This is a genomic window from Megalodesulfovibrio paquesii (assembly GCF_054653055.1).
The window spans coordinates 386,053-401,078 of record NZ_BAAIGQ010000008.1; the positions used below are offsets into that span (position 1 = coordinate 386,053).

Below are 15,026 nucleotides of genomic sequence, written 5' to 3' on the forward strand. Positions count from 1 at the left end.
ATCAACTCCTATACAAGATATCTTCACCCGCGCTGGTGCGCACCACATCTCCACTGCTGGCCATCAACACGTTCGATGCACCATCACGCAGCAAAGCGACCATTCCATACATTTTGGATGCTGCTGAATGTGCAAAACCGCTCATCTGTTCAACCAACATAGGATCCTCTGGCGGAGTAAGATTTGCAAGCAACGATGCACCGCCCCATACTTTCAACAACCCATCAGTGTTTCGCCCCATTCCTCCTGAGTACGCCGCGTAAGCAGTCGAAGAGGATTCCGCAGGTCCAAGTGTCTGCATCTGCTCAGGATAGAACCCAGAGGGAATGGCCCGGAAAGAAGCCCAATAGCTGGAGCTCGCGCCCACGCCCCAGAAAGACCAACTCCCGTCAGCATGCTGCACCATACCCGGTCCTTGTGTGCTGTTTTCTTCAATACATACCGCCACCGCGTCAGATACCGTTGGTGCGGCAGTCACCAGGTTGGGGGTCAAGTTATTGATACCCCAGACCCACAGCTTGTCTGTCGCGTCCACTGTGGCGGCAACGGGGTATGTGTTGGTCCCCCCAAGGCTGATACTCTTGAGCGGATACGCCATGCCAGCGGGCGGCGAATAGTTGCCTAGCACCTGCCCAAACCCGAACAGCGTTCCATCCGTTCGCTGCACCAGGACGTTTGTCATCTGCTCCCCGCCAATAGACCTTGGCCACCAGAGCATGACGGCATCTGTAATGGTGGGCCAGTTGTTCGTGATATATGATGATAACGTCCCGTGCTTTTTCAGTTCTCCCGATGTCGTGATGTAGAGCATGCCTGCGCCCCGAACCCAGGCGCGGGCCACATCCGTCAGTGATTCCCACCCGGCCAGTCCGGCAGGCACATCGCCCCACAACTGCATGGTGCCATCGGCCTGAACCGCCACCCCGTACGCCGCGGTGGAAGAGGACGAGAGCACGGCGCAATCCACCCATACCGCGCGCAAGTTTGTGGGCATTGATTCCGCCAGTCCTGCGTTGCCCCAGGCTGTTACGGCAAAGGCGTCAAAATTCACCCCACCCACCGTGACAGTCACCATCCCGACCTGCGAGAAGCGACCATCAGAGACGGTATACTCCACGAAGGTTTCCGCACTTTGGTTCGACGCGAGCCAGTTGAAGTCTGTGCCCGGATCAAACACCCAGTCTCCGTTGGGCTGGAGCACGAACACCCCGCCCGAACTGCCTGCAACCGCACTGCCGACGCCCGCCGGATCGCCATTTACGGCCACAACAGAAAGCGCGGCAGAGCCACCCCAGTCATTGACCAGCGAATTGCCAGACACCGTCTCGCCCACCACAACCTCTGCAGCATCTGCCGTGGCGTGAATGGACGCCACCATCAATTCTGCCGAAAAGGTCAGTTCTCCCACGGTGTCAAACACGGCGTCCCGGGCCGCCACCACAAAATAATGCGCGTATGGCGGGTTCATCGCCGCGCCAATGGTCGCTGTCGTGGCCCCGCCCACCCAGGCCAGCATTCCAGAGGCTGCGGGGTCAAACCCTGGAGTGCTCCCGCGATATACCACATACTCCACCGCACCAGGCACGGCATCCCAACTCACAACCACACCACCCGCCAAGATATCCACCAGATGGAGGTTTTGCGGCGCCTCCATCGAGGGCCACGACACTGTCAGCGCCGCCGCGGGGTTGGCTGTGGACCCGGAGACCGCGGCCACTTTGACCACCATCTCTGGCCATGGCCCGCCAAGTTGCTGTAGCTGTGCCGTAGTCACCGTGTATGTGATCTCGGGCGTGACAGTGCCGACCACCAGTGCCCCATCAACATACAGTCCGACCTGGTATGTCGATATTCCGGACAGGGCATCCCAGGCCACGGTAATGCGGTCGCTATCCTGAGACGCGAGCCGCAGATTGGATGGCGCTGGAATGGCGTCATACGAGGTGGACAACGCATCCGCCGGACTGATTACGCCATCCACATACGGCGTGACCTGCAACGTGACCGGCAGTCCTGCCGCCACAACATCCAGGGTATATCCCGTGTAATAATCCCAGGTATTGGAAAGGATACCGTTAATGTACAATTGCACTCGGAATGTTGTTGCTCCTCCGGCCCAAGAGGCGGCGAGCGAATACCCGCCCCCAGAAACGGCATCCACATACCGCAGATTCACGCTCGTCAACGGAGGGATAGCGCCGTACAGCTGTCCGACCGGCGGCGCATCTCCGGCGGGTTCAAACACTTCTTCATGGACAATATTCCCCACGATCCGAATGCTGTTGCGTTCTTCCGGCAGTACGCCCAACACTCTGATATCCAGAAGCTTGCGTGTTTCCGTCTCCAGGGAGTATTTTGACGCCTGTGTGTGGTATTCCGCCTGGGTTCTGACCTCTGCCGGCAGCGATCCTTGCACGCAATGCGGGCTCTCTGTGGCTGTCACCACGTGCGGGCCGGAACTGGTCCCGTCCGCCAGCGTCACATACAGATTTCCGCTCGTCTCTCCCGCAAAGTCCACCGGTTCGGATAGGTAGATATTGGTCCCATCCAGGTCCGCCACCAGCCCGCACTGTCCTTGCGAAGGGCGCGTACTGGCCAGTTGGATGCGTTGTCCGAGTTGCGGGATCAACCCCATCAGCCCGGTGACAAATTCAACAGTAGTCCGGTTCAGCCGGTCATCCAGGTAGAAATACTTGGCCAGCTCATAGGCGTGCTGGCGATTGGTGCAGCCCGCCAGGGTGATTTCCTTGGGACGATCCTCGCTGCCGAACTCATCAAGGTACGTGACGCTCTCCTCTTCCCACGTCACCGGGTTCACGTACTTGCACGTCACACAGGTGGCGTCCCGGCTGGTCCGGCGCAAGTTGTTCACCACATTCAGACTGTCACGAGTGTAGTCATCGTCGGAATAGGAGAAGGCCGGGACGTCATGCCACTCGTCCCGCACCAGGGAAAACTTTCCACTAGGCAGATACGGAACAGCCCGGCACAGGAGCGCCGCCTGTTCCACGGCATCCATGACGGAGGTTGTGGAGGCGTGGCGGAAATCGTAGCAGTGCCCTTTTTCCTCCATGAGCTGGCGCAACTCGTACAGCCCTTCCCAGTCCAGGAACTCTTCTGGCTGCCCTCCGCCGTTCATGGACGTCACCATGTAGGCAATGGCGTCAATGGGGTTTCTGGTAGCGACAACGTCTCCGAAGCCCGTCGGCCCAACGGTGCGTAATTTCCGCGTGGCAATGACGTTGATCTTGTCCACCACGTTCGGACTCATCTGGTCCGTGGCCTTGATCTTGACCTCCAGGAGCGTGACGTCTCCATAGGTGGGATGCATCCAGCCAAACCCACGCAGGCCGCCGACAATAACGCTGTCAATGGCGTCTGTCTGCATCAGTTCTTCCATGCCACGCCGGAAACGCACCTCATAGCGCCCCGGCCCCCATGGAGCGGGCAGGCGATACGACCAGCGCAGCGGTTCCTTCCAGGCCAGATAGTACGGCCACGCCCACAAAAGCGCCCAGTCATGGACAACGTGCTCATTGTCATCGATCTGTCGCACCGTCACTTCCACGTTGCAGGCCGCGCTGAAGAACATGCCGTTCGACAGATACTGTCCCAATCCGGCAGGAAACACGATGTCGAATTCGATTTCGTTGATGGCTGTTCCCGCCGGGTTCACAATGGCCGTCAGGTAAGCATCCGACTGCAGTTCCTGGCCGCTAACTTCATCCGAGGTGTAGACGATCTGTGGCACCAGCGACGGTGTGCCGCCCGGAGGTACAATGTTATATTGGGCCTCGGTGTAATCCGTCAGTGGCGTTTCATCGATATATACGCCCTGTATGTCATACGCCCCGACGCCGATTTCATAGATGGCGTAAAAATACTGGTCCTGTGTGGCCCAATAGATACTGGTGTAGGCTTTCTGGATCAGGTCAGGATAAAACAACACACGCCCGAAATGCTCAACCCACGGCTCTCCCAGTCGGACCCGGTTTCCTCCGGCATTCAGGCTGGCCAGGGCCTTTGTGTCCAATCCGAGGTCTGTGGTGGCTGCACTCCCTCCCTTCCTGGCAAACATAAGGTTAACAAGCAGGGTGCCGCCCATCAGAGTGGCTGACGAGACCAGCGTGGCAGCAATACCGGTCAAGGAGAATGCATAGGGGATCAGCAAGGACGCGGCAATGACGGCGATGGACGCCAGAATCTGTAACCCATTGGAGCCGCCTCCCCCGGCGAGGGCCAGTTGCATGAAATGGACAGTTGCCCCGGCAGGCAGTGGATCGTTCCATTGGTCTTGCAACACAGGCTGCCCATTGACCAATGCCACAAAGGGACGCACGTATCCTGGCTGGTGCAGTTCCAGCAATTCGCGGATAGTTGCCCCGGCGGGCACCTCCACGACGACCAAGTCACGTCTGGTTGTCACGGGGTTACTGACCCATCCCACCCGTCCGCGGGTAGGATCAAGTGGCCCGCTCATGCTGCCTCCTTGTTCAAAGGCGTCCAAAAGCCGGCCAGGTGCCAGCCGTTGGCCTGCAGGCTGCGGCGGTCACTGCACACCACGCCCACATTCTGCAACGCGTGCAACACATGCAACTTGCCCTTGAGCCACACAACCATACCGATATGATGCGGCACGCGATGCTGCGTGAGTAGGGCCGCATCGCCGTCATGCGGTGTCGCGGTCTGCTGGCAAGGATAATGACTAGCCAAATCGCCGGACAAGGCGCGGGCAGCGGCATGCACCAGCCGGGCATGGTCTGCCATGTATCCGGGGATGTCGCGCCCGAACTGTTCCCGGCTGATCCTGACGAACCAGTAAAAACAGTCCTGCTCCGGAGTCCACGGCTGCCCTGTGTACTGCTCCACCCAATGGGCCATCACAGCGCCCCCTGACAGTTCGTTGCGGTCTTTTTTCGACGCGGAAATTCCATATCCGTGAGGTTCGGATATTGGGCGCGGATTTCCGTGCTGGCGGCGGTGTGCGTCACCGTAGTCAGTTCCAATGGAACTGGGATGTCCATGTCCGGTTCTGTGTGGTGCCCCAGGTATTGCCGATAGCGCAGCGTGGCGGAATCTCCCTGCCGGGCAATGGCGTCCAGGGCGTCATAGATTTCCGCCGGGGCAGGGCCACAGGTGATGGCCATTTCACCACACACCTTCCCCTCCACTTCTGGCAGCTTGAGCCCAAACCGCAGCGGGTGATACAACCCTTGTGGCGTTTGGAGCGGGAGATCGGAATGCACCACCTGGATGGGTTCATCCAGCGCTGGATGCGCCAACATCAGCGTGTCAAAATAGGTCACCTGTGCCGGCGCGGTCGCGTAGGCCTCCTGGATGGCTTCGCTCATGGTGGCATATCGCATCACAACACCTCCAACGCCACGCCGCCGTACAGCCTGGCGTATTGTCCAACATGGGCAAAACCAGCAGCCTGTACGGCGTGCAGCCCTCGCGGCGTCATGCTGGACAGTAACGACGCACCGCCCCACACACGCAGCACCTCATGAGCATCAAGGCCCATCCCACCAGAGTACGCTGGATATTGAGTAGACACGTCCACAGCTGGCCCTAGTGACTGCATGGCCGCTGCGCGGAACCATTGCGGCATGGCCCGGAATGAGGCCCAATACGGGTGCGTAGCGGATTGACTTCCAGACCAGAACACCCACTCCCCGTTGACGCGTTGCACCATGCCCGGTCCCTGGGCCTGATCTGCAACCACACACACCGCCACGGCGTCTGTGATGGTCGGGGCTGTCGAGACCAGCTTCCCGGTGACGTCATCAACTCCCCAGACCCACAGCTTGCCTGTCGCGTCCACTGCGGCAGCCACTGGAGACGTACTTGTCCCTCCAAGGCTGATACTCTTGAGCGGATAAGCCATGCCAGCAGGCGGGGGGTACTCTCCCAGGGCGCGTCCGAAGCCGACAAGCGCTCCGTCCCTGCGCTGCACCAGCACGTTTTCACCCTGGACTGTCCCTCCACGAGGCCACCAGAGCATGACGGCATCTGTAATGGTGGGCCAGTTGTTCATGATGCTTGGAAGCAAGGTCCCGTGCTTTTTCAGTTCTCCTGATGTCGTGATGTAGAGCATGCCGCCGTATTGGACCCAGGCGCGGGAGACGTTCTTGAAGTAGGTCCACCCATCCAGACCGGAAAGCGAATCCGGGATATCGCCCCACAACTGCATGGTGCCATCAGCAAGCACTGCGACGCCGTATGCCGTCGTGGCGGCCGTATCTTTGATGGCGCACTCAACCCAGAGGGGGCGTTTCTTCCAATTATATGTCACCTGCAGGGGCGAGGGGAGCAGTTCTGCCAACCCGCAGTTACCCCAGGCGGTGACCCGCTCCATGGGCCGGACGGCCAAGGTTAGCGAATAGTCGGAATACAGTCCCCCATACCCCTTGCGTGGTGCATATTCGAGGATTCTGGCTGATCCATAGCCCATCCTGGGCAACCAGTCCGCTTCAAACCAGCGTGCGCCCATGGCCAAATCCTGGCGCACATACTCCAGGAACTGCTGTGCCTGGACGCGGATGCAACGTAAATCGAGCTGCACGGTATCCGAAGTACCCTCCCCAAAGCGTCGGAACTCGAACCGGCCAGATTGCAGTTCCCGCTTGAGGCGGTCATCTCCGGCCTTTCCTGACGGCGTTGCAATGGTGGGCGACGGGAGCGCCAACGGCCAGACGGGGCGCGCGATTCTGTTCATGCGCCCCCCCGCACGATTCCGCCCGGGGCGATCAACTCCAGGTGCAGGGTCAGCTGCCAGTTTTCCAGGCCAAGATGCTTGGATTCATACGGCTCCGTACAGCGAGCGTAATACCCTGGCAGCCCGACAGTCTCTGCCCAAGGGCATGCGAAAGGGGCGCACCCCCCGTTCAGGGCTGTCCGGTACCATTCCCGAAAGCGCTCCTTCTGCTCCAATGTCACAAGGAACTTGAACGACGCATCCTGCTCCGGGAACGCTCGATTCTGCACCACGTACAGGGCCTCTCCCGTGCTGGAGAGTCCCCCACGCGGCACACTGTCAAAGTCAATCAGCGGCCATTGTGGCATCCATTCCGGCCAGCTTGCCAGCGCCATTACCACCCCCTGACGTTGCGATACGGTCCCTTCCCTTGGCCCGCCCATCGAGAATAGACGCCGTCCAGTGCCGTCGCCAGCACCTCAATATTGAGCGCGCCGTTGTCCCCCTGGGAGACTTCCACATCTGTTCCCGGAGACTTGTTGATGTTCACGGTAATGGGCTGTGGACTGTCTCCACTGGCAGAAGCCTTCACGCCAAGATCCCCGGAGGGCAACCGCGTCAGCGGCATGATCGCTTCCGGCCCGGCCTCGCCCATCAGCCCAAGATTCGGCACGCCTCCAGCGGCGAAGGGGAACACTGTGGGCCTGGTCACGATTTTGTTGGCGTAGTCGGACAGTCCGGGCGCGTTGAAGACGTTGCCCTTGGCGCTGGCGAGGATGCCCGCCGTGGAAAATGTCCCGCCCTCAATACCTGTCCAGATGGCGCTGCTGTCAAACCCGCCGCCAAAGATGGATGAAAACAGGCCGCCCAGCAGGCCGCTGCCACTGCCTCCGGAGAACATGCCGGAAAGCGCGGTCTTCATCTCGGCCAGCACCCAATCGAAAATATCATTGAGCTGGGATTCCAACACGCTGGCGAATTTGTCACTAAACGCCCGTGCGGCGGTGTCCCCCAGTTCTGCAAAGGCGCCCACTGCCTCACCAGTCAGCAGCCCGTACATCAGGTCGCCGCCAAACTGCCCCAGGGCGCTGGCCGCCTCACTCTTGAGCGCCAGGACGCTGTCGGCAAATTCGACCGCCGACTCCCGCGCCTTGGTGGCCGCGTCCTTGAATTCCTCCAGCCCCTCGGAGAGGCGGGCCAGGAAGGCCTCCCCCGGCGTGCCGGTCTGTTGCGCGTCCTGCAGCTTCTTCAGGGCCGCGTCGGACGCTGCGGCGGCCTTGGCCACCTGCACCTGGGCGGCTAGCTCGGTGTTGCCGGCCTCCAGGGCCTTGGCAATCACCTGGTCATAGGCGGCCACGCGGGCCTGGGCCATGGCATCGGAGTTGGCAATCCAGGTCTGCAGCACCTCTTTCCAGATGTCTTGTTCCTGCTCCGCCGCGGCCCTGGAGGCCGCGCCCAGCTCATCCATGGCGGACCAGTATTCCCCGAAGTCCAGCGCCGTGTCCCGCCGGGCCTGGGCGGCTTTCAGGTTGGCTTGGCGCTCGATGAGGTCAAATTCTTCCTGCGTCTTGGCCAGCAGCTTGAGCTCTTGGGCCTGGGAGGCGATGTCACTGAGCAGGCCCTCCCGCATGAGCCCCTTGTCCCCGGTGGCCTCGCCTAGATCCTGCATCACGCGGGCCAGCTGCTGGGCATGCTGGCGGGCGGTTTGGAGCTGTTGGGCGTTGGCCTGGGCTTCCTCGGCGGCGATTTTTTGCAAGGTGGCGGCCTTGTAGTCGGCCAGGCCGGCGTCGATGGCCCGCAGCTCCTCGGCCGTGGCCCCGGCTTCGATGGCCTTCTGGCGCTCGGCCTGGATGGTCTGATCCAGCGCCCAGCGCCTGTAGTCCGCCTCGGAGAGGGTGGCCTCCTTGACCTTGTCCGTGGTCTCCCGCTGCAGATCCTGCATGGTCTTCGCGCCCCGGGCATAGTCAGCCAGGGTGCGATCCCACGCCGGGCGCATGGATTCATAGGGGTCCACCACATAGGCCTTGACCGAGTCGCCAAAGCGCTTGAGCCAGGCCTCGGCGTCGGTCTCTGTCACCCCTCGGCGGCCGCGGGATTCGATGACTTGCATCACCCCGTTGGCATCCTTCACAAACTGGGCAATGTGATCGATGCCGTATTTCCGGCCGGCGTCAAAACTGGTCGGGCCGGTGTCCAGGCCGATAAGCATGCCCTCGCGGATCTTGGAAAGGTCCAGCTTGTTGGCCTGGAGTTTGAGGGTCTCCCCGGTGAGCTTGCCCACCTTGGTGATGATGGATTCCGAGGTGCCCGTGAGGGCCTGGGCCAGGCCGTCGGGCAGATTGGCCTTGGACTGCGCCTCAATGCCGGTGATGGTGGCCTGGTTGATCTGGGAGACAAAGCCGCTGCAGTCTATTTTGCCCGTGGCCATGTCCCGCGCGCCCAGCTCGTACTTGACGCCGTCGGCAATGGCCTGGCGGGCCTGGGTCACCAGGGAGGCACCCACCTGGGAGATGGTGGCGTCGGACTTGTCGGACAGCCCATACTGCTCTTTCAGCCAAGATTCGTGTGCGCTTTTGGCGCGGGCGTTGCGCTGATCAAGGATGTACTTGCTATCCGCCGTCAGCGATCTGGAGGCCGCACGCGAAAAGGTGTCTTCCGCCCCGCGAAGCTGGTCTTCGGTCATCCCCAGCTCCCGTAACGACTGGGCAAGCGGCCCGGTTGTGTCCATTTTGAGCTTGAGGACATATTCCTTGCCGGCCATGCGGGTCAATTCGCGTTCAAACGTGTGCAGCTGCCTCGTCATTTCGCGGAGCTGCTTCCCGCCCGACATAGAGCCTACAGATTCTTCGAGTGCCTTAGTCCTCTCTTCCGCCACCCGTTTATAGTCTTCGGTGTACTGCTCCACGAGACGCTTGCGGTTGTCCTCCCCTTGCCGCAACACGGTCTCAGCCAGTACCGACGCGCCGTAAATTTCGGCCCGCACTTTTTCATCCCATCCGCTCGCAAGCCCTGCAGTTACCGTAGACAGCACGGATGAGGCGATGCGTTCTGCACCGCTTGGGTACAGGCTCAATGCCTCCTTGTACTGCTCGCTGGTCAGTATGCGAGCGTCATATGCATCCTGCACCTTGGACTTGACGTTTAGGGCGCGGACGGTTTGATCCAAGGTCTTCAGCCGTTGGTCCACTTCATCCAGGACATTGAGCACGGGCTGCAGATTAAGCGCCCCGTCAGACAATGAGGCGAAGGAATCCCTGACCCGCGCGGTAGATGCCTGGATCCCGGTTGCGGTCGCCTCCCATCCGGCACCGAACTGTTCCAGCTGGGGTGTTAACTTCTCCACGAATTCCGCAGACGCCAGTTTGCCAGACTCCATGAGCTTGGAGAATTCCGCCATGGTCAGCCCCATGGCGTTGGCTCCAAGCTTTGCCGCACCCGGGACGCGCTCCCCAAACTGTTGCCGGAACTCTTCTGCGCTAACCACGCCTTTGGAGAGCATCTGTGACAGTGCCAACAATGCGCCAGACACGTCCTCCGACGAGCCCCCAACCTTTGACACGGCCTTCACGGTGGCATCAAAGGTCCTACGCGTGGCCTCCGTAGCAAACCCCGCGGATTCAGCCGCCACCGCAAATTTCACATACGCCCGCGAGGTCTCAGTCAGGCTCTTCCCGAACGTGGTTGCGGCAGCCTTGAGATATCCCAGTTCCAACGCGGCCCGGCTGCCAAAAACGCCGGTCAGCGTGCGACCGAGCTTGTCCAATTCGACAGCAGAGGCGAATGCGGCGCTCCCGATCTGCTTCAGGGCATAGACAACGGATGCCCCTGCGGCGAGGCCCGTGAACGTAGCCAGGGCCTGGGAGCGCATGGACTCCAGCTGGCGGGATATGGACTCGACACCGGCCCGCGTTTTGGATAACGCTGGACCGGTCTCGTCCTTTGCCGTGATCCGGATGCCTACATCATAGGATTTGGCCATGCTGCTCTTCCAAGTCGCCTTCGGGTTTTTCGCCTTCCTGGGCGTGGTTGTGGCCGCCGGGCTGCTCTGCAAGTACGTCGGGGCCTGGGGCTTCCTGGTGCTGCCGGTGTTGCTGATCCTTGCCGGCCTTGGGGTGTTCGGGGCCAGGGGCTGGGCCGGGGGCGGCACGTCAAGGGGCAGCGCGGCACGTTAACGCCGCCCGGCCTGATTCCCTGTTAACGCCACCCCGCCCGCCGTTTAACGCATCGTTGCCGCCGCTCACTCCTCGTGCCAGGCCGTTAATGTCTCGGCCTCCAGCACCTGCAGGCAGTCAAACAGGTCTGCCCGTTCGGCCTGGGGCACGCCGCGCAGGTCCAGGACTGCCGGGAGGGCCGCGTAGTCCAGGCCCGTGGCCCCGGCCAGGCCCACCCGCCATTGCGTGGCTAAGTCCTTGAAGATCCAGAGGGCGGGCCAATTATCCGGGTAGACGTCCACATCCGCGTAGCCGTCGGCTTCGGCCAGCAGCTCCACGGGCAGGCCCAGGGCCGCGGCCTGTGCGGCCATCTTCTCGGGATCATTGTCGCCGCTTCCTCCAGCCATGAGGGCGCGGGCGGCGGCCCTTAGTTTTTTCGCCGGCTCTCCAGCAGGTTTTGGCGGAAGGCGGTCAGCAGCTCCAGGCCCGCGGCCGGGTAGGCGTCCAGCAGCTGGTCCAGAGTTTCACGGCTGTAGGGCGCGTCCACGCCTTCCCAGCCCAGGACCACGTCCGCCAGGGCCTCGTTGTCCGTTTTCTCGCCCAGCCCCTGCCCCCAGGCCTGGGCCTGGCTGCGGGTCATGTACTTGTAGGTGACGGTGATTTGGGCCGGGGCGTCCTGCCCGGGCACGGTGATGCCCACTTTGGCCGTGAACTGCGGATCAGGGGTCAATTTCAGCATTTCCATTCACCCGTGCTAAATGGTTAAACGGTTAAAAGTCTTTGGAAGGGGGTTTGGGGGAGAACCTTTCTCCAGAAAGGTTTCCCCCAATCCTGCCGTTTGCTTGCGCCGTGCCCTACGACGCGTAGTTGGTGGCCAGGGCGGCGAGGTTGATGCCCAGCTTGGTGGTGACCAGGCCCTGGGCCGAGCCGGCGGGCAGCCCGTTGGCCGAGGGGTAGCCGGCGAAGACCATGATCCTGCCCGAGGTCCCGAACTGGAACTGAAAGGCCCGCATGTCCTGGGCGTCGGCAGCGGCCTGGAAGGCCTGCTGGCCCGCGTCGGCCGGGTCCCAGATGGCGTCAAAGCTGTAGCTGGCGGCGCTGGGCAGGCCGGGCATGGAGGTGCGGACGCTGGAGTGGATGGTGGTGGTATCGATCTGGTCGGGCTCGCCGCCGCTGGGGGAAACCGTGGTGGCCGTGGCCAGGGAGTGGTCGAAGCTGAGCTTGCGGGCGTAGGTCTTGTCTTCCACGTCGGCGTCAAAGAGCGTGGTGTCCAGATTTTCCAACGTAAAGGTGTCCGCGGTGGCGGCCTTGACGCGGGCGATGCGGTTGTTGAGCTGCATCATGCCGGCGTCCACGGTGAGCCAGAGATAGTCGCCCACCACGAAGCCGTGAGCCGTGGCGCTGCACACGGGCTCCGCGGCGTTGGTGACGGCGGCCAGGGTCACGGGCGAGCCGGCGGCCACGGGGGTCATGCGCACGGCCACGTTGGACCATTTGATGGGTTTGACTGCCATGGGAGTCTCCTTGCGCCCTAGTCCAGGCGCTGCATGAAGGTGTCGCAGGTGATGAGGATTTCATAGCCGACCACGCCGCAGCCTTCGGGGAGCGGCAAGATGCGGTCCGGGCCTTTGGACAGGTGCAGGCCGAGCCCATCCCCGTTGGGGTCGGCCGGGTACAGCACGGCCCCGGCCAGGAGGTCGATGACGGCCTCCAGCAGCTCCAGGGCCGCGGCTGCGCCCTCGGTGGCGCCGCGGTAGCGCTTGGCCAGGCAGAGCACGGCAAAGGTCCACTGTTCCTGCTGCAGATGGCCGGACAGGGACTCGTTCTCGCCGGGCTCTCCGCCGGCGTAGTAGACCCACACGGCGCTATCCCGCACGTCCAGGGCGGCCCGGTCGTGCAGGCCCAGGGGCAGGCTGCCCAGCTGTTTCAGGGCGGGCAGCCCGGCCCGCAGCAGGTCCAGGAGGGCGTCTTCTGTTTCGGCTCGGGTGGGCATCTTTACAGCTCCAGGTGCTTGGCAATGGCAGCCAGGATGGCATCCCGGTTGACGCTGGTTTCATCGGGCAGGTAGGGCCGGGCCGGCATGTGGATGGTCCGGGCGCCGATGACGGCCGTGCTGGTGACCACGGGCGTTTTGCGGCGGCGCTCCGCCGCGCGGGACAGAAAGCGGCCGTCGGCCCGATGGGCGTTGGTCTGCGTCCGGCCCTGTTGCCGGATGTCCCCGCCCAGCTGGTGGATGGCCGCATAGACCACGCTGGTGCCCACCTGCACCTCGTCATCGCCTACCGCCTTGGTGATGGAGTTGCGCAGGCGGGCGGTGTTGACCAGGGTCTGCCCGCCGAACTTGCGCACCCGGCCAGAGGGCTTCCAGGGCACGCCGGCCGGGCTTTTGCCAGCGTCAAAGGCGTCATCCGTCTGGCCGATGACGATCTCGCCGATGGTGCGCAGGGCCGGTCGCAGATTCCCGGCCTTCTGCCGCAGGGCCAGCAGGGCCTGGCGCACCACGGCGTCATCCACGGTATAGGAGATGCCGGCCATCACCAGCCCCCCGTGTAGGTGTCCATGACGGATGTGCCCTTGGCATACGCCGGGCTGCTGTCGGTGGCCGGCTCCGCGCCTGGCGCGGCTCCGGACTCCGCGCCCAGGGCCAGCTTGCCCAGGGCGATGTGTTCCAGCAGCCGCCGGCAGCGGGCGGTTTCGTTTGTCCAGGCTTCGGGTTCGGCAACGCCGGGCCGGCGCAGCCAGAGGTGGTGCCCGGCCAGCTTGGCCGCAATATTGGCGATGAGGCCGGGCACGGGATCAAGAGGCACGGGCCGGATGGCCTGCACAAAGGCGTCAATCTCCCGGCCGGCCTGCTCAATGCTTTCCGTGAGCACGGCCTGGACCGCAGGGGATTCGAGGTCCCCGGTCAGGGCGTCATCGGCCAGCTGCAGGACTTCGGCCTCGGGCAAGAGGGCCAGCACATCGGGCACGGTGCAGTACATGGCTAGGCCTTGGCCTTTTTGCCAGCGGCCGCAGTTTCAGTGGCTCCGGACGCTTCAGGCGCTTCGGCCTGGACGGCGTCCGGATTCGCGCCCGCCGCTTCCATCGCCTCCACTGCCCCAGGCCCAGCAAGGGCCGGGCCTGGGCCTCGGTCAGCTCCACGGTGGTGCCGGCCTGGAGCAGTTCGCCGTCATGGCGCAAGGTATCAATCAACACGCGGCATTGCATGGGTGGTTCCTTCGGGTTTAGGCGGCGTTCTGGAAGAGGAAGCCGGCGTCGGGACCAGCCAGCACCGCGGCCACGGCGTCTGTCACGGGGTACCGCCAGCTTTTTATGGTGCCGTCGTACCAGGGCTGTTCCACCACGGGATAGTTGCGCAGGCGGTAGGTGTAGCCGTAGGACGGCGTGCCCTGGGTAGCCAGGGTGCCAATGGTGGTGTAGGCCAGCACGACGTCCCCGCCCCAAAGGTCCACCAGCGCGCCCGCGGCGTCTTCCTGCACTGCATCGCCAGAGGCCACCGTATCCACGCCGAACAGGCTGGCAAGCAGCTCCGTCGTGGGCACGTCCCGACCGGTGTACTTGATGCGGTCCAGGATCAGGGGATGGGTTTTCAGGGCGGCCAGCACGCCGGGGCCAATGACCATGGTGTTGGGTCGCACGCCCACGGCGGCGCGCACGGCCTCCTTGGCGGCTTCCACGGCCTTGACCGGGTCGGAATCGGCATGGCTCCACTGGCTGGTCCCGGACAGGGTGACCTTGTTGGATGCGGCGTACTTGGCGGCGTCACGGGCCAGGGCGGCCTGAGCGGCTTCCAGGTTCAGGGCGATGATGTCCTGGGTCTGGCGGACGGCCCCGCTGGCCAGGTCGATGCCCGGCACGGCCGCGGCTTCTTCCAGGAGCTCCCTGGGCACCAGGCCGTCCAGGCCGTGATCCACCAGGGAGTAGCTCTCCCCGGCATAGCCGCGCTGCACCGTGGCCACAGTGGTGCCCGGCGCGCGGGCCGTGGCGTAGCGGCGGAAACTCTCCCGCCCGAACTTGACGATCTTGCCGCCGCGTGCGCCCACGGGCACCATGGGGAAGAGCAGCATGCCCGCCCTGGCCCCGTTGGTGTAGCCGCGGGCCACGTTGGTCAAAATGGGATCAATGACGCGGGCCTGGGATGTGGTCATTTGCGACACGGGAATGCTCCTCTCTATAAT

The 15,026-nt window shown here is 63.0% G+C and carries 14 protein-coding genes; 1 reads left to right on the forward strand and 13 read right to left on the reverse strand.

Annotated elements, in window-relative coordinates; all coding sequences use genetic code 11:
* Position 1 precedes the first annotated feature (1 nt).
* From ACYQ00_RS20060 to ACYQ00_RS20085, 6 genes are read right to left on the reverse strand one after another with little or no spacing between them, the layout of a single operon-like run.
* Positions 2 to 4,480 (reverse strand): host specificity factor TipJ family phage tail protein, encoded by a 4,479-nt coding sequence (locus ACYQ00_RS20060; protein WP_460033839.1) that lies wholly within the window; start codon positions 4,478 to 4,480, stop codon positions 2 to 4.
* Complete coding sequence (locus tag ACYQ00_RS20065; RefSeq protein ID WP_460033840.1) at positions 4,477 to 4,881, reverse strand: hypothetical protein; 405 nt, start codon at positions 4,879 to 4,881, stop codon at positions 4,477 to 4,479. The genes ACYQ00_RS20060 and ACYQ00_RS20065 overlap by 4 nt, the downstream gene beginning before the upstream one ends.
* On the reverse strand, positions 4,881 to 5,366 hold the full coding sequence (locus ACYQ00_RS20070) for a DUF1833 family protein (protein WP_460033841.1): 486 nt from the start codon (positions 5,364 to 5,366) through the stop codon (positions 4,881 to 4,883). The genes ACYQ00_RS20065 and ACYQ00_RS20070 overlap by 1 nt, the downstream gene beginning before the upstream one ends.
* A complete protein-coding gene (locus ACYQ00_RS20075; RefSeq protein ID WP_460033842.1) occupies positions 5,366 to 6,718 on the reverse strand; it encodes a hypothetical protein in 1,353 nt (450 codons plus the stop codon). Before ACYQ00_RS20075 ends, ACYQ00_RS20070 begins: the two co-directional genes overlap by 1 nt.
* Positions 6,715 to 7,092 carry a hypothetical protein gene (locus ACYQ00_RS20080; RefSeq protein ID WP_460033843.1) on the reverse strand — a complete coding sequence of 126 codons (378 nt, stop codon included), beginning with the start codon at positions 7,090 to 7,092 and terminating at the stop codon, positions 6,715 to 6,717. The genes ACYQ00_RS20075 and ACYQ00_RS20080 overlap by 4 nt, the downstream gene beginning before the upstream one ends.
* On the reverse strand, positions 7,092 to 10,676 hold the full coding sequence (locus ACYQ00_RS20085) for a tape measure protein (RefSeq protein ID WP_460033844.1): 3,585 nt from the start codon (positions 10,674 to 10,676) through the stop codon (positions 7,092 to 7,094). Before ACYQ00_RS20085 ends, ACYQ00_RS20080 begins: the two co-directional genes overlap by 1 nt.
* On the opposite strand from ACYQ00_RS20085, the gene ACYQ00_RS20090 reads away from it, so the two are divergent.
* Positions 10,675 to 10,869 (forward strand): hypothetical protein, encoded by a 195-nt coding sequence (locus ACYQ00_RS20090; RefSeq protein WP_460033845.1) that lies wholly within the window; start codon positions 10,675 to 10,677, stop codon positions 10,867 to 10,869. The two genes, ACYQ00_RS20085 and ACYQ00_RS20090, sit on opposite strands and share 2 nt — an antisense overlap.
* Positions 10,870 to 10,934: 65 nt before the next feature.
* Here the strand turns inward: ACYQ00_RS20090 and ACYQ00_RS20095 are convergent, their stop codons facing one another.
* The 7 genes from ACYQ00_RS20095 to ACYQ00_RS20125 form a co-directional block, all read right to left on the reverse strand.
* A complete protein-coding gene (locus ACYQ00_RS20095) occupies positions 10,935 to 11,255 on the reverse strand; it encodes a DUF1799 domain-containing protein (protein ID WP_460033846.1) in 321 nt (106 codons plus the stop codon).
* Between the two features lie 20 nt (positions 11,256 to 11,275).
* Positions 11,276 to 11,587, reverse strand: a complete 312-nt coding sequence (locus ACYQ00_RS20100) for a phage tail assembly chaperone (protein WP_460033847.1) — start codon at positions 11,585 to 11,587, stop codon at positions 11,276 to 11,278.
* Between the two features lie 115 nt (positions 11,588 to 11,702).
* A complete protein-coding gene (locus ACYQ00_RS20105) occupies positions 11,703 to 12,362 on the reverse strand; it encodes a phage tail tube protein (protein WP_460033848.1) in 660 nt (219 codons plus the stop codon).
* Positions 12,363 to 12,379: 17 nt separating this feature from the next.
* Positions 12,380 to 12,841, reverse strand: coding sequence for a hypothetical protein (locus ACYQ00_RS20110; RefSeq protein ID WP_460033849.1), 462 nt, complete (start codon positions 12,839 to 12,841; stop codon positions 12,380 to 12,382).
* A gap of 2 nt (positions 12,842 to 12,843) precedes the next feature.
* Positions 12,844 to 13,383, reverse strand: a complete 540-nt coding sequence (locus ACYQ00_RS20115; RefSeq protein ID WP_460033850.1) for a phage virion morphogenesis protein — start codon at positions 13,381 to 13,383, stop codon at positions 12,844 to 12,846.
* A complete protein-coding gene (locus tag ACYQ00_RS20120) occupies positions 13,383 to 13,829 on the reverse strand; it encodes a phage protein Gp36 family protein (protein WP_460033851.1) in 447 nt (148 codons plus the stop codon). Before ACYQ00_RS20120 ends, ACYQ00_RS20115 begins: the two co-directional genes overlap by 1 nt.
* Before the next feature lie 243 nt (positions 13,830 to 14,072).
* Positions 14,073 to 14,996, reverse strand: a complete 924-nt coding sequence (locus tag ACYQ00_RS20125; RefSeq protein ID WP_460033912.1) for a major capsid protein — start codon at positions 14,994 to 14,996, stop codon at positions 14,073 to 14,075.
* Between the last annotated feature and the right edge of the window lie 30 nt (positions 14,997 to 15,026).

What these genes read in the sequence shown, in the direction of transcription:
- ACYQ00_RS20060 (WP_460033839.1), bottom strand. Translation starts at nt 4,480, where the DNA reads ATGAGCGGGCCACTTGATCCTACCCGCGGACGGGTGGGATGGGTCAGT.
- ACYQ00_RS20065 (WP_460033840.1), bottom strand. Translation starts at nt 4,881, where the DNA reads ATGGCCCATTGGGTGGAGCAGTACACAGGGCAGCCGTGGACTCCGGAG.
- ACYQ00_RS20070 (WP_460033841.1), bottom strand. Translation starts at nt 5,366, where the DNA reads ATGCGATATGCCACCATGAGCGAAGCCATCCAGGAGGCCTACGCGACC.
- ACYQ00_RS20075 (WP_460033842.1), bottom strand. Translation starts at nt 6,718, where the DNA reads ATGAACAGAATCGCGCGCCCCGTCTGGCCGTTGGCGCTCCCGTCGCCC.
- ACYQ00_RS20080 (WP_460033843.1), bottom strand. Translation starts at nt 7,092, where the DNA reads ATGGCGCTGGCAAGCTGGCCGGAATGGATGCCACAATGGCCGCTGATT.
- ACYQ00_RS20090 (WP_460033845.1), top strand. Translation starts at nt 10,675, where the DNA reads ATGCTGCTCTTCCAAGTCGCCTTCGGGTTTTTCGCCTTCCTGGGCGTG.
- ACYQ00_RS20085 (WP_460033844.1), bottom strand. Translation starts at nt 10,676, where the DNA reads ATGGCCAAATCCTATGATGTAGGCATCCGGATCACGGCAAAGGACGAG.
- ACYQ00_RS20095 (WP_460033846.1), bottom strand. Translation starts at nt 11,255, where the DNA reads ATGGCTGGAGGAAGCGGCGACAATGATCCCGAGAAGATGGCCGCACAG.
- ACYQ00_RS20100 (WP_460033847.1), bottom strand. Translation starts at nt 11,587, where the DNA reads ATGCTGAAATTGACCCCTGATCCGCAGTTCACGGCCAAAGTGGGCATC.
- ACYQ00_RS20105 (WP_460033848.1), bottom strand. Translation starts at nt 12,362, where the DNA reads ATGGCAGTCAAACCCATCAAATGGTCCAACGTGGCCGTGCGCATGACC.
- ACYQ00_RS20110 (WP_460033849.1), bottom strand. Translation starts at nt 12,841, where the DNA reads ATGCCCACCCGAGCCGAAACAGAAGACGCCCTCCTGGACCTGCTGCGG.
- ACYQ00_RS20115 (WP_460033850.1), bottom strand. Translation starts at nt 13,383, where the DNA reads ATGGCCGGCATCTCCTATACCGTGGATGACGCCGTGGTGCGCCAGGCC.
- ACYQ00_RS20120 (WP_460033851.1), bottom strand. Translation starts at nt 13,829, where the DNA reads ATGTACTGCACCGTGCCCGATGTGCTGGCCCTCTTGCCCGAGGCCGAA.
- ACYQ00_RS20125 (WP_460033912.1), bottom strand. Translation starts at nt 14,996, where the DNA reads ATGACCACATCCCAGGCCCGCGTCATTGATCCCATTTTGACCAACGTG.